The organism is Sphaerospermopsis reniformis (assembly GCF_005402885.1).
GTDB lineage: Bacteria > Cyanobacteriota > Cyanobacteriia > Cyanobacteriales > Nostocaceae > Sphaerospermopsis > Sphaerospermopsis kisseleviana.
Map to the genome: position 1 here is coordinate 1 of NZ_BJCE01000106.1, position 18,216 is coordinate 18,216.

Genomic DNA, 18,216 nt, shown 5'->3' on the forward strand with positions numbered 1-18,216 from the left:
GGTCCACGTGGCGGTCGTATGTTAGTTGATCGCAGTCTCCGATGGTATAGCTCAAGCACTCAAACGCATCCGCTCCACAGCTATCGTCCTCACTCCCAGAGTAACCACCCCCCCGTCACCCGTCCTCAGTCCCCAGTACCCAGGCCACAGCGCCCAGACCGCTGTTGTAGCCCATCGTTCCCAGAATTAACTCAAAATTAACTCAGGAACGATGACAGCCTATAGATTTGTATTACACTTGACCGCTAAAGGCAGGCTTTACTTTACGGTCAATCCTTTCCCCCAGGTCTTCAGCAATGGTTAAAACATAAGGTTTACAACGCTTGACATTGACTATAATTCCTTGCGCTCCTTCGTTTTCTAAATCTTCTAGATAGCCCTTACTGGCAGATGTCGCTTCCACCGAGCTTAAAAATGGACCAAAGTAGTAGGTGCAACGAGGATTCTGGGTGACAATTTCAACCCACCAAGCCAAGCCTAGACCGTTAGATAAGCTAATCAGCCCTTCCTTAAGGTTATGCCAAATAGTTTTCATGGTTTTCACCAATTTATAAACGTGATACTGGGTATTAAAGAATATGTTAGATAGATTCAGTTTTACATTTCTTTATACTCTTTTAGGTTTATTTTTTCAAAGAAAATGTATGTAATTTATCAAGATAGTGGGTATTTAACGACCGTTGGCGATAAATTTCATAAAGCGCCATCCCTGCTGCCACTGAGGCATTTAGGCTAGGAGTCTTACCCTGTAAGGGAATTGAGACTAAAACATCACAAGATCGTTGTGTCAACATACTCAGACCTTCACCTTCAGCACCAATTACTAAAACGATAGGTCCATTGAATTTTACTGTATGTACAGGTTCGCTACCAGAGGCTGCTGTTCCGTAAATCCAAAAACCAGCTTCTTTAAGTTGTTCCAAAGCGCGGCTGAGGTTAACGACTCTGGCTACAGAAAAGTTTTCTAAAGCACCTGCGGCCACCTTAACCACAGTTGAGGTGATTCCAGAAGCCCTTCTTTGAGGAATTACTAAACCTTGAGCGCCGATGGCTTCTGCTGTGCGAATAATTGCCCCCAAATTGTGAGGATCAGTGATACCATCAGCAACAACAATCACTGGATCGGTGACTGATTTTGCTTGAGTAATCAGATCATCTAATTCCATGTAGGCATAAGGCGCAATTTGCGCTGCTATACCTTGGTGATTAGCTCCTTGAGTGATTTGGTCTAAACGCTTAGGTTCGACTTCATCAATTACTGTACCATTATCCTTAGCTTGGAGAATTAAATTATGAAATCGCGGATCATAACGCAGACGAGCAGTAATCCAAATCCGATTGAGATTGCGCTGATTTTCTAATGCGCTTAATACAGGATGACGACCGTAGATGAGATCACTGTCTTCTGTGGATTTGCTCTCTGGTAAGGGTTGGGAAGATTGACGAGATGGACGCGGTTTGCGAGATATGGGTTTAACTTCTGCGTTGCTTTGAGTACGAATAGGATTAGCAATAACGCGTTTACCCTTGATTTTTATAGGTTGTCCGCGTTTTGCTTCACCAGCGTGATTAATTTTTCTTGGTTGGTTAGTCATGGGATTATTGAGTTTAGTAAATAGGTGAGCATTGACATTCCCTCAATTTTATGAACCGTTACAAATGATTTTCCTATCAAGAGATTGAGCTACTCACTATTTCTCTAGATGGAGTTTTTGTAACAATTCTGTTAAACGGGGGTAATCGGTGAGGTATAGATAGCCAACTAAAGTTTCTAGACTAGTTGCCTGTTGATAAATTTCGGGATTTAGTCGTTTGGGACGGCCTGCGGCTGCATTACGACCTCGGCGGACAATTTCTAACTCTTTACTCGTTAAATTAGGAGTCAGCGATCGCAAATGTAGGGCTTGTGTTTCTGCTCTGACCTGCGCTACTACCAAACTATGGTAAATTTCTGGCCTTTGCTGTGGCCACAGGAAAAACATCCTAACATATAGTTCGTAAATTGCATCCCCCAAGTAAGCTAAGGCAGAAGGAGAAATTTGTTGTACTTGTGCCTGGGATAATGGTTGGGGTAATTGCGTCGTGTTTACCAACAATGCTGGAATGTCAGATGAATACTGCATTACAGTTTCATCTCCTCCATTTTTTGCTTCTTCCTCCTGGGGATTCACCTGTTCATCATTCCTTGACCTACTAAATATTGGGAAGATTATCTTTACGAACATTTATTTTTTGTGCAGTATGCCATCATAGCACACCGAGCATATTCAACACTAACAAATATTACTTAAAACTATATAAATTCCTGATTGGGGAGATTGGTGAGTCTGAAAATATAGGTCTAGTGGCTATTTTGAGGAGTTGGGAAAGATGAGGAAGATGGAGAATTAATATATTCTTCATATTTTCTTTAACTTCCTCACCTTCCTACTGCTCATCGGGATAGCTAAATTGATTTTTTGTGGTCAAGCAATCAAGACGACTTGATGTTTTCTAGAGCCGCATCAACTGTAGTTTGTAGGGCGAGAAACTTTTCTAAGCGAACAAGCTTGACCGTTTGAGTAACGCGGGCATTGGTGACAATTTGGAAAGTGCCTTCGGCGGTTTGAGCTTGCTTGGCTAGTTGTACCAGCGCACCCAAACCAGAGCTATCAACAAAGTCGATTTGTGAGAGATCCAGAATTATGTGCTTTGGACCTTCATCAATCTTTCCAGACAGTACCTTGCGAAATGTAGGTTCAGAAAAAGCATCTAACAGACCTGTGAGGCGGAATAGCTGGCAGCTATCCCGGACTTCGCGAGTACCTCTCAGGCTTACGGTTAGATTCAGTGGTTCAGCAATAACTCCCTCCTCGTCCTCTTGACTGAAAGTAAACGCTCAAGTATAGATGGTTTTGACTTATGTTGTCTAGGTTGGTGACTGGTGACTGGTGATTGGTGACTGGTGATTGGTGATTGGTGACTGGGGATTGGGGATTGGGGATTGGTGACTGGGAAAAAGATAAATAACCCAATTACCAATTACCAATTACCAATTACCAATTACCAATTACCAATTACCCATTACCCATTACCCATTTTTATTGTTGATTAACTTAAGCGATCGCTGTTTGACGTGCTGTTTGAATTTCTAGCACAAATTGCTCAAATAAGTAATCAGCATCGTGGGGTCCTGGACTAGCTTCTGGGTGATACTGTACAGAAAACACTGGTAGAGACTTGTGACGTACCCCTGCAACAGTGCGATCGTTTAAGTTCAGATGACTAACCTCTACCACTGCTGATGGTAATGAATCCGGATCAATAGCAAAACTGTGGTTTTGGCTGGTGATTTCTACCCTTTGTTGTAAACCCGCTGGTTGATTTAAACCACGATGCCCAAATTTTAGCTTAAAGGTTTCTGCGCCCAAAGCATGACCTAAAATTTGGTGTCCCATACAAATACCAAACATGGGTTTTTGACTTTCTAGCAGTGCTTTAACGGTACTAATGCCTTCTGTGACTGCTGCTGGATCACCGGGTCCGTTGGAGAGGAAAATCCCATCTGGATTATATTTAAGAATTTCCGCTGCTGGTGTATTGGCAGGAACAACAATCACGCGACAGCCATAACTAGCCAACCGCCGCAAAATATTGCGTTTTACGCCAAAGTCTAAAGCAACAACTGTGAACTTTTCCCCAATCTTAGCTACAGATTCTGGGTTAAATTCCCAAACTTCTGTCGTAGCTTCGGACCATTCATAAACTTCTGGGGTGGTGACTTCCCGCACCAGATTTAATCCTGTCATGTTGGGAGCAGCTTGCACCAGTTCTAATAATTCAGATTCATCTAGTATAGATGTAGAAATACCACCATTCATAGCGCCATACATCCGAATTTTGCGGGTGAGGGCGCGGGTGTCGATACCGAAAATACCGGGGATGTGGTGCTGTTTGAGGTAATCTGGTAAAGATTGGGTAGAGCGCCAGTTACTAGGTTTGTGACAGATATTGCGGGCGATCGCTCCTTTGACATGAGGTTTAATTGATTCCTCATCTTCGGGGTTAACGCCAGTATTACCTAATTCGGGATATGTAAAAATAACAATTTGCCCTGTGTAGCTGGGATCTGTTAATACTTCTTGATATCCAGTCATGCCGGTGTTAAACACCACTTCGCCGACAGTGGTTCCCATAGCGCCGAAGGACCAACCATGATAAGCTGTTCCATCTGCTAAGACAAGTAAAGCGGGTATTGCATCAGATAAAGACATAAATAATAGGTAATGGGGAATGGGGAATTGGTAATTGGTAATTGGTAATTGGTAATTGGTAATTGGTAATTGGTAAAAATCTTTCCCAGTCACCAATCATGAATCACCTACAAAAGACCGTTTATTATGCTATACAAAAACAGTTATCACTAGCAACTTGGGTTAAATATCAAATAACCAATTAAATCATAAAGCCTGGAGCATATTTTTGTGTGGGGCGGTACACTTGGAGAGAGCCAGGGCGGTTAACCTGAAAGTAACTATGCTTGAGTCTTCTTTATCCCGCGCAGCCCTAATTTTTGTTTCCGGTAGTCTGGTGGTTTTGAATGTTGCCTGTAGTGACAACAAACAGACAACGGGGGTTGGTGGTAGTCAACCATCTATACCTGTTGGTAATTTGGCAGCGATACAGCCGCCAATGAAGCAACCAGCGTCATTATCAGCCAAACCAAAACCAAAATTAGAACAAAGTACACAAACCAGTCCATTAGAATTGGCACTGGATAAAGCTACTGGTGCTGTGAGTATCAGTAAATCTGCTCAATCTCCAGATGATTGGCATCTGGTGGCGAGTAGGTTTGAGGATGCGATCGCTCTCTTGAAACAGGTGGGGCGAGACAGTCCTAATTTTCCTTTTGCTCAAAGAAAAATTGCTGAATACCAGGGTCAAATTAAATTAGCTAAACAAAAAGCTAACTCCAGTAGGTTAGCATCTCCCGTAGCACCTGATCAACAGGTAGTTGTGGCTGTTCCCCAAACAAAACCCAAAATACAACGTTATTCAACTCCTACTCCTGTTGCCAAGGTACAACCTCTACCCCCTCCAGATCCGATTTTCCCGGCTGCGGAAACTACAGCCTATAATAATCTGGTGTTCATAGCACCAATTAAACGACGAGTTGGTGGCACTCCCATTGTGGAAGTTACCTTTAATGGTAGGCAGCGTTTTGAGATGATTGTGGATACCGGCGCTAGTGGTTCTGTAATTACTCAAGATGTAGCACAGGCTTTAGGTGTTGTGCCTGTGGCTATTGCTAAAGCTAATACTGTGAGTGCTAAGGGTGTGGAGTTTCCGGTTGGCTATCTTGATTCTATGGAAGTGGGTGGGGTAAAGGTTAGTCAAGTTCCTGTGGCGATCGCTGGTGCAGAATTGGAAACGGGATTGTTAGGACATGATTTTTTTGGTAAATATGACGTTACCATCAAACGGGATGTTGTAGAATTTCGTCCCCAACACCACTCAGACGAATCTAATCCCCCAGAAATTCAACTAACTGATCCAACTTTTTCCAGGGGCTACCGCTTTGTAGAATTTCCTTAGCTACTGTCACACCTTGACCATGATTTAATAAGGGAACTGCACCCGCAACCTGCAACGCTAAAGAAGCATTTAGCGCCACTGCATCCTGTTGGGCTTGAGTTCCCTTTCCTTTAAGGACGTTGGTTAAAATTTCGGCGTTTTCTTGTACATTCCCACCTTTTAAGGCTGTAATGGGTGCTGGTGTGATTCCTACGGCTTCGGGGTTGATGGTGGTTAACTGTACTTTCCCTTCAGATAAAACCGCTAAATCAGTTATATCCCCTAACCCGGCTTCATCTAATTTTTCTCGCCCATGTAATACGATCGCTTTATCTGTTCCCAACTGGTTTAATGCTTGGGCGATGGTTTCGATTAATTTGGGATCAAATACTCCTATTACTTGCCCTGTGGGGCGCATGGGGTTGACTAAGGGTCCGAGTAAGTTAAATACTGTCCGCACTTTTAAATTTCTCCGCAGTGGGGCAACGGCTTTCAGTGCGGGATGCCATCCAGGGGCAAATAAAAAGGTGATTCCCACTTCTTTCACTGCTGCTTGCACTTTTTCGCTGGGTGCGTTGAGGTTGACTCCTAAAGCTTCTAAAACGTCGGCGCTACCGGTTAAGCTGGAAGCGGAACGACTACCATGTTTAGCGACTGGTACACCCGCAGCAGCAGTAACAAAGGCGACGGCGGTGGAAATATTAAAGGTTGATGCGCCGTCTCCACCAGTGCCACAGGTGTCAACTAGGGGGATGGGGTTTTGGCTGTTATCGTGTGTAGTTTGAACAGATAAAGATTTTAATACTTCTGCCATTCCTGTGAGTTCTTCGGCAGAAACGCCTTTAAAGTGCAATGCTGTTAATATTGCTCCCGATAGTTCTGGGGGGATGGTTTCGTTGATCCATCCTTGCATCAGTTCTGCTGCTTGGGTGCGGGATAATGATTGGTGTTCTAATAATTGTTTGAGTAGGTTTGACCAAATATTAGGATCTGGTAAGTTTGTCATTTTCGGGGTTTTGTAATTAGGCTGTGTGTGATTTTACCTAAAAATGGGGGTTTTGTTTTAGTTGTAGGTTTTTTGTTTCGCGCAAAGGCGCTAAGGAGGAAAGGCGCGAAGAATTATAAGATTATTTTTTATTACTACAATAAGTTTGCAGGAATGAACCACGTTCGCGAAGCGTGCCGAAGGCATATAAGCGAAGGACACGAAGGAAGAGAAGAAGAGAAGAAGAGAAGAAGAGAAGAAGAGATAGTTATGCATTGGGTAGGATGTAGTTAATAATAAATAGTTCTTGTCCTTTTTCGGCTGTTTTTTGTTTATAGTTGTTCATGCCATATTGTAGTTCCCATTGGCTAATTTTCGCCCAGGTAAAGTTTTGATGTACTTCTTCTGAGTCGTCGTAGGTGAGTAACCATTTGTGAGGGCAGTTTTTTAAATGATCTGCAAATTTTTGATGGTCAAATTTAGTATGTAAGTCTCCATCTTTTCCATATAGTTTGGAGTGTTTATTGCTTAAATATGGCGGATCTAGAAATATAAATACTTCTTTACCTTCTGCTTTTAATAGTTCGCTGTAATCTAAGTTTGTAATTTTAATATCGGGTGTTAAAATATCAGCTAATTTTTCTAGTCTTTCTATTGATGAATCTGTGAACCTTTTATGAAATGCTTCTTGGGAAAAACCACCTGATTCTATTGTTCCTGAAAAGGTAATTCTGTTGAGGACAAAAAAACGTACTGCTCTGTCTAAGTCTTCCAATTTATTAATATCTTCTATATTAGTTAATTCTTTAAATAGCTTTTTTCCATCTTTCTCGGTTTCTTTGATATGACGAATTTCGGCGACTAATTTAGATAAATCATTTTGGGCAATATGCCAAAATAAATATAGTTCTCTGTTTAAATCATTGATCCAAATTTTTAAGTTAGGGTAGGTTTGTTTGAGGTAAATAAAGACAGAACCACCTCCTACTAAGGGTTCTCTAAATTCTGTAAAGTTTGTTGGTAAATGTTGGGCTATTTGTTTGATTGCTCTTGATTTACCACCGGGATAGCGGAGAGGACTTTTAATCATGATAAAATTATATTGCAAAATTAGAAGAGATTTGGATTTTTATTTTATCATTATTTTCCGATTCTGTAACTAACTTTCTAATGATTCCTTTTTGCTTAGGTTTAAAATTATTCCTATTAGCTGCTAAGAAAATTTCTAATTCTTGCGTCGTAGCATCTGGTAAAATAATATCACCAACTATATTTTTACCTGTAAGTTTTAATGTGGTTACAAAATTAACTGGTTTACCATCTAATTTTAAAGAATCTAAGTTAGAAAATAGAATTAGCTTAAATAAACCATCCTGAATGTCACTAAGTTTAGGGAAAGAATCTTTTGAAGAGTTTTTAGATTCTTGGATTACATAAGTATCATTATCAAAAAAGATTTCGTCAGCAGTTAAATAGTAAACTCCTCCTAAATAGTTCTCAATGCTAAAAGTTGCTTTTAACCCATCGGCTAAATATTCCAGTTGATGAGAAGTCATTGATTCCCGTTTACTAGCATTATGTGAATTTTTTAAAGAAATATTTTTAAACTCTGCAAATTCATTGGTAATTTTTTGTAAATACTTATCCATACCTTCTCTTGAGTGAACCAAAACTCCAGTTTTATGAGAAATTGAATCATAGGAATCCAAGGCTTTTTCAAAAATTGATACAAATCTTTGCTCAAATAAATTTTTATTCCAATGTAAAGCACTTTGACGATATGCGAGTATTTCCTCAATTTGATAGTTTACAAATTCATTATTAAATTTTTGATTAGTCAATTTATTTTTGGTATCTTGTCCTTTTTTATTACTCTTCTCTGCTTTTTCATAATAAGCAAGTACAATATAAATATTTAGTAGGTTCATCCAAGAAATAGTAGAATATTGAATTAAATCTCTGTCTCCATCTTTACCTTCATCTTTAATTAGAGGAATTATAGTTATGATTTTCGAGGAATTATATGTATTATACATTCTTGCAAATGGATAACTTCTAGTTCTTTTAGGTGAAACCCATTTGGAATAAGCAATTTCAGTTATTGGGGATTTTATCAATCCATAAGCACTAGCTTTATTTACATCAAAATTATCTATAGTTATTTCCTGTAATTTCTCACCTAAATAGGGTTTATAGGTGACTCCTTTGATAAATCCTGTAAGATGCAAAGTTTCGGACATGAATTGGGTACTTTATAGGTATAGTCTAGGATATTATATATTTTTGTGGCATACTTACACTAAAAACAGTAGTTTCAAAAATACTTAAAATTAACTTATGACTCGTTCAGCACCCTATCAACCTCTGTTATTACGTATTATACACGGTGTCAATGGCATTTTAGTCATTGCAGCTATTATCACCGGATTCTTAGTTTATAACACTTTTGATCAAAGATTCGGTAAACTTCCCATTCCTAAAATCGACCCAATTCAGGGTATTCATGGTACTGCGGGTTTATTCTTTTTACTGTTATTACCTGCTTTCGCTCTCTATAGCTTTCATGCTGGTGAAAGGCGGTTATTACAACAAGATTCTATCCAAAAACTCTCACAATTTAATAAACCAATTTGGTGGGTGAGTCTGCAACGTTTAGCAAATACTTTGATGCTAATTGCTTCAGTTTTAGCAGTTGTATCTGGCAGAATGATGAAGGAAGAATGGCTACCGGTAGGGGAACTGGATCATATTTGGTATTATTTCCATTTAACAGCTTGGGTGATCATGGTTTGTTGTTTAGCCATTCATCTTTTAATGTCTGCTAAGGTGGGTGGTGCGCCTTTGTTATTATCAATGTTTTCATGGCAATTTCGCCCAGAAGATAGTCCAAAAAATTGGTTTAGTCGGTTGCGTGGTTGGTGGGGTAATTTTCCTAATAATTTGAGTGAGAAATTTAATCAGTTAATGCAAAGTAATTTGGTTCTGAGAATTATTGAGGTGTTTGTTTTGTTGGGAATTATTGCTGCTTTTGTGTTACCTTTGTTTTTCTCTGGTGGTGAATAAGCTTAGAAATTGGTAAGGAGTCAGGAGTCAGGAGTCAGAATGTTTAAGAAATTTGTTAATCATCAAATAGGTATTTCTGGCGTAAACCTCAAAAGCTGACTGCTGACGACTGATAGCTGAATGCTTACAGAAATTGAATAATCAATTTTGTCTTTTCCAACTTTTGAAATTAGTATATTATCTTGTGGTTGCAGAGATCCATAGATGTAAAATTATTTTTTACATCTTCCTGAAACAGCAAATTTATAACTTTTTGAAAATGTGTTTTTCTACCTAAAGAAACATCAGTAAGGCTACCTATAGCAAGATATAGAGAAGTTGATAATTTTTCAAAATAGGGTGGCATAAGTCTTGACAGGAATCACAATATGAGACACTTAGCACCCTTAGCTTTATTAGCATTTTTGGGAACTGCTGCGGTGATTGCAATACCCAAACAGTTTCAAGCTGCAAACACACAACAAACTCTATTAGCCCAACAAACCCCTTCTCCTTCCACTCCTAAACCTGATCCCACTCCTACAACTCCTACTCCTACTCCTTCACCCACTCCTACACCTGATATGCAGTAAACAGAAGTAATTATATGGTATTGCGGTTTTCATCGTAAGGATCGAAATAGCACCCGCCCCGGATGTTCTTCTTGATTGATTCGTGTGTATAACCGCAAACAAGTTAATACTTCTCCAGGTGTTCCACCATGATCTAGCTGTACATCATCTTTGGAATACGCGCAAATATCAGCATAAAGTCCTGATAATTGTCTAATTTTCACATCATGACTGGCTTTTATGGCTTTATTGGCTACTTTTTTCAATATACGTCGTGATTCTTGTTGTAGTTTTCCCCACCAGGAATAACGTTCTGCTGGGGGAACAAACACTAGGGAATGTATGGCTTCATCCATGTCAATCCAAGCTCGTAGATTAATGATGGGATCAGTGTTTTCTTCAGTTTTTTGAGTGCGTTGTAGGCGATCGCTCAATACTTCTAAATAAAGTTGACGTTGTTCTGGTTGGGATTTTAAGGAAACAACATCAAAACTAAATACACTTTTTAAAGCATGATGTAAATCAGGATCTATCTCTATAAATTTAGTATATAAAAGTAAAAATCCTGCTAATAATTGCAAATCTTCTGAATTATATAACGGAGCAATTTCTGATTTAAAAAACGCTTTTTTTGACAAACATAAACCTTTAGCTTGAACAGTACCATTTAAACCAGGATAAATAATTTCATCCCGCACAAAAGGGAAGTGTTCAATATTTATATAATCTTCTGTTGCACCGACTTTTTGCGCCATTTCTAAAGCGCGTTTTTTCCAATTTGTGGCTAAATCTTCAGGAACTCTTAACAATTTGCGGTGAATTTCATTCCATAAATCACCATCATTTTGACTTTGTAGGGGTGCATTTCCTAGATAAAAATTTAATTCTAAATCTGTATTAAAAACTTCCCTGAGTTCATTTAATACATTTAATACATTTAATAATTGCTCAGGTTTAGCTTCATCAATAACTACATTTTCTGGACTTTCTGTAATTACTTCAGGTTCTAAAAGATTGTGAATTTCTAGAATGACATTTTCACATAAATCATTACCTGGATCATTTGGATACTCTATCCGGGCTTGATTTAAAGTAGCTTGTAATCCGTATAAACTCAATTTTAATAATTGAGAAATTTGAGAATTTTCTGTTGCTAATAATTGTTGTAGATGTTGCATCATGGCAAGAAAATATTTGAGGAGTCAGGAGGAAATTCAATAATTGACAATCGACAATTATATTTAATTTGAAGTGAAGGCAGAAAATTGAAAAGGTTTTTCTCTCTTATTCCCCTTAAAAGAAGAGGTTTCAACCTTACAGCTATTTTCAGGTAAATAAACCACATTTTGATTTAGGTTTCGTGTCAACAATGTAGGGGCGTTCGCGAAGGGTGCTGGAAGCATCAGCATTCGGACAATTAATTATCGGTTTTTACCTAAGACTATCATCCGAATGCTTCGCCCTGACTGTGGTCTGAAGACATGAAAACTGCTGTAAATCAAACAATTATCAATTGTTAATTGTCAATTATCAATTGATTTAATGTATTCCACAGAAAGGATCGCGTTCTTTATCTATCTCATTAGGTTGTAATTCTAATTCTGCACGATAAACACATCCTTCTTCTTGTAAACATTCTTGATTAGTTGATGTCCAATAAGGTACTTCACCAGCGTGCATTCTTAATATACCTTGATTGTCGAGTGTAACATGATATTGACAAGGGTAATCTGTGGTGATTTCTGGTTTACTAAGTGCGCCGATGCGTATCCATTTTTTAGTGTTGGTTTCGCTATCTGTTTGATAAATATAAAAGGTGTGTTGACCATTTTGGGGGAATGGTGGTAAAGGATTACTAATTAACCCTTTTCCTGGTTCATTAACACCATCTTGTAAATAGTGAAATGTTTCCAGTTTGGGATTTTGATTGTTATCAACTGCAAATACTAAATGATAAGCATTTGGTTGATCTACTGTTGCTGATTCTAATACGTTGACGGCAATATCACCATCTTTTAAATCTTGATGAGGTTGTTCAATGGCAATATTCCATTTTAATTTTCCATCGGTGAATAAATCAGTTGTTTCTGATTCCTTGTAAATCACAGAATTGATATCTATTCCCTTCTCATCTATTAAATAATGGGGATTCCCTTGACAGAGTAAAACACTAAATTGCAAAGTTTGATCAATTTCAAATTGGACTTTAATTTTTTTGAGAAATTCTGGTTCTTCCATTCCTAATTTCTCCATTAAAGTTTTACCGTCAAAGCTACCCCATAAACGCAATTCTCCATCTTCATAGTCTTGACGATAGATAATATTTGTTAATTGGATACCTTGCCAATTTGTCCGCACTTTAGCTACACTTTCCCAGGCTGCAAGTTGATATAATTCTTGTCCAGCGTTGAATATTCCTAATAGTTCGTTACTTTGGGTTTTGCGTTTAAAGTTGCACGGTAGATAATAAAATAGGTTTTTGACATTTATTTCTAGTTGGTTTGCACCTTTACGCAATAAATTTTTTGATTCTTCGGGATCAAATCTTAATCTTCTTAATTTTTCCGCATAACAAGCACCTGCGGAAGTTGCTAATTTGGTAAATTCTAAAACAAAGGTAATCCGTTCTGGATTCCAAACAAAATAAGGAGATTTACTAAATTCTTGGTAAATTTGTTTTTGCACTAAATCTAAATTGCAAGTTTTACCAGAAAGAATTAACCAATCTACTTTTTGTTTATTGTCTGCATTTAAACGGCTTTCCATCAAACCTTTAGCAATACCTATTGCTTCTTTAATAGCCGAAATTGCAGCCCGTTCAAATTGTTGACTATCTATGGTTATAGAGATAGCATCGGGGATAATAATTTGGAATTTAACTGCACTTTGGGCAAGGATTTCACTAATTTGTTGTTCGGAAAGGGTGAAGGTTAATAAAGAACCATCTCCTGGTAATTTTTGCCCTAATTTGAGTTTAGCAGCTTCGGCATAATCCCAAAGAGTGTAAAATGTTTGGAGGCGTTGGGGTGCTTGTTGCCATCGGGTTGGTAAGACTTTTTCGGCTGTATCTAAAGCATCTTTGAAAGCAACATCACCTTCAGGATTTTCTTTATCTACACATTTTAATAAACTACCGCTTTTAAATTTGCCTTCTTCTAAAAAGCGTTCGTTTAATTCTGAGTTGATTAAATCTTCTAGTTTATCGCTTTCGATGTCTCCGTTAGTTATTGCTGTTAAGAGAAAATCAGCGATCGCAACTTTTAAAAGTCTAAAAATGCGTAAGGTAATTAATTCACCACCTAATTGTAAATGTCCTGAAGAACCTAATAATTTCGGGGTAAGTTTATAGTATCTTCCACCTAAACCCCGATCTTCATGATCTGCAAAAAATGGAGTTTTATCTTCTAATGTGAGTTCAATTAATGCTAAATCTGTTGTACCTCCACCAATATCTAAAACTAAAACATTTTGTGACCATTTATTTTTTTCTTGCCGACAACGAGTTTTAAAAGATTCAATACCAATATTTAAATTTCCGCCAAATTCTCGCCAAAGAAAAAAGATAGCTACAGAAACCGCTTCATCATAAGCTGTTTGGACATCATCTATTCCTAATTCTTCGACTAATGCTTTAATTTCTTTTCTCACTACTGGAGGTGCAACGGTGGGATAGGTGAAAACTCCTGTTAATAAATCTCCTTCGGAAAATCTTCTTCTGGCACGTTGACGATAATCTTCTGTTAATTCAATTAAATGCGCCCATGCTGCTTGAATTAATTGGTTAACTTGGATGTTATGTTCTGAGTCATCTAACATGACTGGGAAGGTGCGATTTTGTCCAAAATAACGTTTGGGTGAGTGATGAAATCTGCTGATTATATCTTTAACTGAAGTGATTGTACCTTGGGCAATGGCTTTTTTTCTATTGTCTCTTGCTTCTCTCCCCATTTGCAATTTTAAAGGTTCAACTTGGGATACTTCCATTTCGCTGGGAATTTCTGTTTCCCGTCTGTTAATATCCAAAACGACAGGAATCAAATTTTGTGATTCTAACGTAGGAACACGAAAAACTTCATGATATATCTGATAAAGTTTTTTGCTAACAGCACGGCGAAATCTGTCACTATTCCCTAAACATAATTCAATTTGGCGAATAGCTTCTAAAAATTGTTCTTTGTTATCATTTTCAAAAACTTCGCTTAATTCTTCTGGTTCAATTTCTAAGTTTTTACTAATATTAGCAATGAACTTTTCCCACTCGTTCACACCGATATCTGGTAAAGCTAAATTAGCAGGAGAATTTAACCACTCTGCTAATCTTTGACGCAATCTTAATTCTTGTTCTCTGGGTAAAACTTCCGCAATAGGTACTTCAATGGGATCAAAAAGTGTCACTGTAGAATTAGAAGTTCCAAAATCTACCGCAAACCAACCCGGAAATCTTTTTTTGGGTTTTTCATTGAGTTTTTCACTCAATTGTTGACTTAATTTATTGAGATAGGTATCTAATTCAAAAGGATTCATAGTTTTATGGTTAGTTATGGTTTTGTGAGTTATTGATTGAAAATCAGGTGTAAACCAAAGATTACAGGAAACACCCATATTTTTCTTAATAGATAATATCGGTTTTCCGGTAGCATCAGAATCAAAATACTCAACAATCACCTGTAAATCACAGTTGACTGTTTCGTTTAAAGGTTTCTCTAACTGATAAGGATATTGTCCTAATTGACACAAATTAGAGATTTTTTGGGGTGTAGCAGAGTTAAAATGTTTATAAGTTTGTTGAATTTCCGCTGCTAATTCTATGGGTGTTCCTTTGACGCTACAAGTAATGCGAGAGATATGGGGAATATTACTATTAGTGGCGACAATTTGGATAGCAGGTAAATCCAAACTTTGATTTTCTTTAACTCGTAGTTGATGTTTGGGTGGAAGTATAATTTCCACAGGCATAAATTAATTATGGTAATTGGTAATTGGTAATTGGTAATTGGTAATTGGTAATTGGTAGACGCGGAAAACAACCTAATACTGATATCTATTTACTGTTCCCTATTCCCTGTTCCCTGTTCCCTATTCCCTGTTCCCTGTTCCCTATTCCCTGTTCCCTGTTCCCTATTCCCTGTTCCCTATTCCCTATTCCCTGTTCCCTTCTTCAGCTAAATATACTCATAAATATCACTCTCATTAATTGATGCAATATCCGCAAGAATTTCTAACCAAGTGGGAATTGCTAATTCTGGGGTTGAGTCTCCAGCAGCAATATATCTGAGTAGTTCATCTTTTTTAGACAGGTTTTGCAAACTGGGAATTATTTGATCTAAAATTCCTTCTAATTCTGCATTCACTTGTTGATTAACTTCACTCACGTATTGCACGAGATGTAAACTAGCACTAGCTGTAATTTCATCCCGCAATCTTAATACAAAAAGTTGATGATTTGCAGCACGAGATGAGGTTTGATTTCTTTCAGGAGACCAATCAAATATTTGTCCAATACTGTGTTTTTCATCCCGTCGCGCTAGGGGAAACATCATATCAGGAGAAATGGATTTATCTTGATTATTAATTTCTCCAACAATTGCTTCTTTCCACTGATTTGGATCACATCCTAACAACAGTTTATAAAATAAATCTGCGGCTTCAACTCCAAAGTTATCTTCTATCAATTCTTCCATTTCTGGATTAAGAATTGTTTGAATTTTCTCCCGTTCTAATACTACTTGATGGGCTAATTTATTCAACAAGTCTACTACAGCTTGACGAATGCGATCGCGGGCAAATTCTTCTAATTCTTTAACGCTTTTTTCAAACTCTGGATAAAAATCATCACTTTTGCTAGGAATAGAATTATTTACTCTATTTCCCCGTTCAAATAATTTACCTGCTGCACCTTTAGATTCTGCTAAAGCAATTGTCCCATTTTGACATTTATTAAATAACAATGTCCACTGACTCCAATTGAGAATCCTATAGGTTAATTCATCTTTGATCACATCACTCACAACCACTCCCCGTCTATCTTTGAGTGGTTCTTTACCCAAGTCTTTTTGAAAGTTTCTGTAGGTTTTATCTAAACTTTCAATTGCCAAACGTAACTCCATTAAAGCTGGACTATCTGCTGTAGGTATACCTTGTTCATGAATTTCTGCCAGGATATATTTCAGTTGTTCTTGTTGTTGATGAATCACATCCGCCGCCCTGCGAGTATCCTCATATAATTGTTTTAAACCATGGGTATTAACATGATTTTGAATCAAGTCCCGCAGTTTACTAACACCCCCATCTTGGGCAAAATAACCTAACTGTTTACCTAGAGAATTACGAGGTTCATTTTCTAAAAGTTTATCGCTGAGTTTACCCCATTTTTCTTGTAATTTCTTGGAACGTTCCAAATAATCAGGATAATCTAAATTAGCTAAAAATTCTTCTGAACCAGCTTTGACTTTTGTAGAACGTTTGGCTAATTCTGATAAACCTAACAAGGGCGATAATAAAACAATGCGATCTTTTTGAGTAGTAAAAGCCTCTGCACCATCAATAATAGTTTGCAGAACTTTTAATTTTTGAAAAACTACCTCTGTTTGTAAAGGTTGGGAATTAGGATGATCTTCAATTAAAAAATCTAAAATTCTTTCTCCACCTTCACTTTCTAAAGGTAATTGATCAAAACGTCCCACACCAACCAGAATTAAATCTTTTAAATCTTGTCCGGGGCGTTGTTGCTGCATCATGGTAAATATTTTGTTGGCGCGATCGCTTCCCGGTGATTTACCATTTAATAAAACTAAAATTGTTTGCACCTGTGCCAATTCTCGCAATGATAAAAATGTATCTCGCGCACCAGAATTAGCCGCACCTAAACCGGGAAAATCTAACAAAACAAATTCTTCCGCCCCGGTTAAATCCCAAATTTCCCTTGATATTTTGACTTCAATATCAACTCTACGAATCAGGTAAAAACTATTTTGTAATAATTGAGTTTGCAGAACTTGGGGTGCATTCGGTAAACGAATATGTGCCGGCGGTAAATCATCAAATCTCAAAGTTTGAATCGCCATCGGCAAATCAATTAATTGTAATCCTTCCTTTGCCGTTGCTGCATCAATATGATAATGCTTACCACACAAAGCCTCACCATAAGCTTGATAAGCCCGCAAAAATAATACTAACTCACGCAATAAATAGCGTAATTCTAAATTATTGGAACTCTTCCAAGCTTCCTCACACCAAAGAGAAATATCTTTACCAGTTTTAATTTTAGTAACTTGTAAAGTTGGTAAACCAGCAGCCACAGCGCGACGATTTGCTTCTGATAACATGAAATGTAAACACTCGTTTACCCCTTCATGAGATAAATACTCAACGGTGTAATTATCTATTTTTGTTGTAGCAAAACCTTCTTGTGGTTTAATATGAATAGCAGTCACATTTCCCGTAGTCGGGTTTTCACTTACAGGTAAAGCATCCGCAAAACCAATTAAACTTCCTAACAGTAAACTTTTACCACTGCTAAACTCACCCATCACACCAATTTTCACCGGGGAAGTGGCCATTTCCACAGTCTTCTGTGCAGCTTCTCGCAAGCGCACCAGACAGTCATCAAGGCTAGTAGGAACCCAATCTTCTTGTTGGGAGGGGCGTTGGGGTACAGAGTCAATTTTGCGGAGGATAAACTCACCGTACTCTTTAAACCTGGTTAATTTGTCTAGTTCCATATAATCGTTACTGTCTAAATTCATTTTCTGAGTGGGTTATAACACAAAAAATGAAAACCTCCACTACTGATGCAACTAGGTGACTGGGGACTGGGGACTGGGGACTGGGGACTGGGGACTGGGGACTGGTGACTGGTGACTGGGGACTGGTGACTGGGGACTACCTTTTGGGAGCATCCCAATTTTGAAAAAATACACTTCGCAACTCCAAAAACTCTCTTTAACTCTCTTCCCTTTGTGTACTTTGCGTCCTTTGCGGTTCAATCATATCAAGCTTGGGATAATTTTCTGTTCTTAGATAAAAATAAACTTACACATTTGGGATGCTCCCTACCTTTTTGAC

16 protein-coding genes are annotated in these 18,216 nt (G+C 37.9%); 4 read left to right on the forward strand and 12 right to left on the reverse strand.

The window, feature by feature from the left end; translation table 11 throughout:
- Positions 1-25: 25 nt before the first annotated feature.
- Positions 26-190: a hypothetical protein gene (locus FFR48_RS15485; protein WP_162501896.1), complete on the forward strand. Its 165-nt coding sequence runs from the start codon at positions 26-28 to the stop codon at positions 188-190.
- Positions 191-232: 42 nt separating this feature from the next.
- On the opposite strand, the gene FFR48_RS15490 is transcribed toward FFR48_RS15485, so the two are convergent.
- From FFR48_RS15490 to carA, 5 genes are all read right to left on the reverse strand, one after another.
- On the reverse strand, positions 233-535 hold the full coding sequence (locus FFR48_RS15490) for a DUF1816 domain-containing protein (protein WP_096566225.1): 303 nt from the start codon (positions 533-535) through the stop codon (positions 233-235).
- Positions 536-623: 88 nt separating this feature from the next.
- The gene (gene rlmB, locus FFR48_RS15495; RefSeq protein ID WP_096566223.1) at positions 624-1,595 is read right to left on the reverse strand and encodes a 23S rRNA (guanosine(2251)-2'-O)-methyltransferase RlmB; all 972 of its coding nucleotides are present in this window, start codon (positions 1,593-1,595) and stop codon (positions 624-626) included.
- A 96-nt stretch (positions 1,596-1,691) separates the two neighbouring features.
- The gene (locus FFR48_RS15500) at positions 1,692-2,171 is read right to left on the reverse strand and encodes a Mini-ribonuclease 3 (protein WP_187041429.1); all 480 of its coding nucleotides are present in this window, start codon (positions 2,169-2,171) and stop codon (positions 1,692-1,694) included.
- Between the two features lie 302 nt (positions 2,172-2,473).
- The gene (locus FFR48_RS15505; protein WP_190347592.1) at positions 2,474-2,830 is read right to left on the reverse strand and encodes an STAS domain-containing protein; all 357 of its coding nucleotides are present in this window, start codon (positions 2,828-2,830) and stop codon (positions 2,474-2,476) included.
- A gap of 265 nt (positions 2,831-3,095) precedes the next feature.
- Positions 3,096-4,253, reverse strand: a complete 1,158-nt coding sequence (gene carA, locus FFR48_RS15510) for a glutamine-hydrolyzing carbamoyl-phosphate synthase small subunit (RefSeq protein ID WP_096566217.1) — start codon at positions 4,251-4,253, stop codon at positions 3,096-3,098.
- 262 nt (positions 4,254-4,515) lie between these two features.
- Here carA and FFR48_RS15515 point away from each other — a divergent pair, with 262 nt between their 5' ends.
- On the forward strand, positions 4,516-5,574 hold the full coding sequence (locus tag FFR48_RS15515; RefSeq protein WP_137667977.1) for a retropepsin-like aspartic protease family protein: 1,059 nt from the start codon (positions 4,516-4,518) through the stop codon (positions 5,572-5,574).
- Here FFR48_RS15515 and trpD read toward each other — a convergent pair.
- The 3 genes from trpD to FFR48_RS15530 all read right to left on the reverse strand — a co-directional run bounded on the left by trpD (position 5,504) and on the right by FFR48_RS15530 (position 8,778).
- Positions 5,504-6,559, reverse strand: coding sequence for an anthranilate phosphoribosyltransferase (gene trpD / locus FFR48_RS15520; protein WP_137667978.1), 1,056 nt, complete (start codon positions 6,557-6,559; stop codon positions 5,504-5,506). The two genes, FFR48_RS15515 and trpD, sit on opposite strands and share 71 nt — an antisense overlap.
- Before the next feature lie 247 nt (positions 6,560-6,806).
- Positions 6,807-7,628, reverse strand: a complete 822-nt coding sequence (locus FFR48_RS15525; protein ID WP_137667979.1) for a DNA adenine methylase — start codon at positions 7,626-7,628, stop codon at positions 6,807-6,809.
- A 7-nt stretch (positions 7,629-7,635) separates the two neighbouring features.
- Entirely contained in the window at positions 7,636-8,778 is a 1,143-nt protein-coding gene (locus FFR48_RS15530; protein ID WP_137667980.1) for a hypothetical protein, read from the reverse strand.
- A gap of 97 nt (positions 8,779-8,875) precedes the next feature.
- On the opposite strand from FFR48_RS15530, the gene FFR48_RS15535 reads away from it, so the two are divergent.
- Both FFR48_RS15535 and FFR48_RS29500 read left to right on the forward strand, forming a co-directional pair.
- A complete protein-coding gene (locus tag FFR48_RS15535; protein ID WP_096566205.1) occupies positions 8,876-9,601 on the forward strand; it encodes a cytochrome b/b6 domain-containing protein in 726 nt (241 codons plus the stop codon).
- Between the two features lie 368 nt (positions 9,602-9,969).
- Entirely contained in the window at positions 9,970-10,173 is a 204-nt protein-coding gene (locus FFR48_RS29500) for a hypothetical protein (RefSeq protein ID WP_096566199.1), read from the forward strand.
- Between the two features lie 29 nt (positions 10,174-10,202).
- On the opposite strand, the gene FFR48_RS15545 is transcribed toward FFR48_RS29500, so the two are convergent.
- The 4 genes from FFR48_RS15545 to FFR48_RS30140 all read right to left on the reverse strand — a co-directional run bounded on the left by FFR48_RS15545 (position 10,203) and on the right by FFR48_RS30140 (position 18,071).
- On the reverse strand, positions 10,203-11,330 hold the full coding sequence (locus FFR48_RS15545) for a hypothetical protein (RefSeq protein WP_137667983.1): 1,128 nt from the start codon (positions 11,328-11,330) through the stop codon (positions 10,203-10,205).
- Between the two features lie 361 nt (positions 11,331-11,691).
- Entirely contained in the window at positions 11,692-15,108 is a 3,417-nt protein-coding gene (locus tag FFR48_RS15550) for an acetate and sugar kinases/Hsc70/actin family protein (RefSeq protein ID WP_137667981.1), read from the reverse strand.
- 206 nt (positions 15,109-15,314) lie between these two features.
- The gene (locus FFR48_RS15555) at positions 15,315-17,873 is read right to left on the reverse strand and encodes a dynamin family protein (RefSeq protein ID WP_137667982.1); all 2,559 of its coding nucleotides are present in this window, start codon (positions 17,871-17,873) and stop codon (positions 15,315-15,317) included.
- Positions 17,874-17,948: 75 nt separating this feature from the next.
- Positions 17,949-18,071, reverse strand: a complete 123-nt coding sequence (locus tag FFR48_RS30140; protein ID WP_268932443.1) for a hypothetical protein — start codon at positions 18,069-18,071, stop codon at positions 17,949-17,951.
- Positions 18,072-18,216 lie beyond the last annotated feature (145 nt).

Bases quoted from the DNA above. Each gene is read 5' to 3' on its own strand.
- FFR48_RS15490 (WP_096566225.1), bottom strand. From the start codon at position 535: ATGAAAACTATTTGGCATAACCTTAAGGAAGGGCTGATTAGCTTATCT.
- rlmB (WP_096566223.1), bottom strand. From the start codon at position 1,595: ATGACTAACCAACCAAGAAAAATTAATCACGCTGGTGAAGCAAAACGC.
- carA (WP_096566217.1), bottom strand. From the start codon at position 4,253: ATGTCTTTATCTGATGCAATACCCGCTTTACTTGTCTTAGCAGATGGA.
- FFR48_RS15515 (WP_137667977.1), top strand. From the start codon at position 4,516: ATGCTTGAGTCTTCTTTATCCCGCGCAGCCCTAATTTTTGTTTCCGGT.
- trpD (WP_137667978.1), bottom strand. From the start codon at position 6,559: ATGACAAACTTACCAGATCCTAATATTTGGTCAAACCTACTCAAACAA.
- FFR48_RS15525 (WP_137667979.1), bottom strand. From the start codon at position 7,628: ATGATTAAAAGTCCTCTCCGCTATCCCGGTGGTAAATCAAGAGCAATC.
- FFR48_RS15530 (WP_137667980.1), bottom strand. From the start codon at position 8,778: ATGTCCGAAACTTTGCATCTTACAGGATTTATCAAAGGAGTCACCTAT.
- FFR48_RS15535 (WP_096566205.1), top strand. From the start codon at position 8,876: ATGACTCGTTCAGCACCCTATCAACCTCTGTTATTACGTATTATACAC.
- FFR48_RS29500 (WP_096566199.1), top strand. From the start codon at position 9,970: ATGAGACACTTAGCACCCTTAGCTTTATTAGCATTTTTGGGAACTGCT.
- FFR48_RS15545 (WP_137667983.1), bottom strand. From the start codon at position 11,330: ATGCAACATCTACAACAATTATTAGCAACAGAAAATTCTCAAATTTCT.
- FFR48_RS15550 (WP_137667981.1), bottom strand. From the start codon at position 15,108: ATGCCTGTGGAAATTATACTTCCACCCAAACATCAACTACGAGTTAAA.
- FFR48_RS15555 (WP_137667982.1), bottom strand. From the start codon at position 17,873: ATGGAACTAGACAAATTAACCAGGTTTAAAGAGTACGGTGAGTTTATC.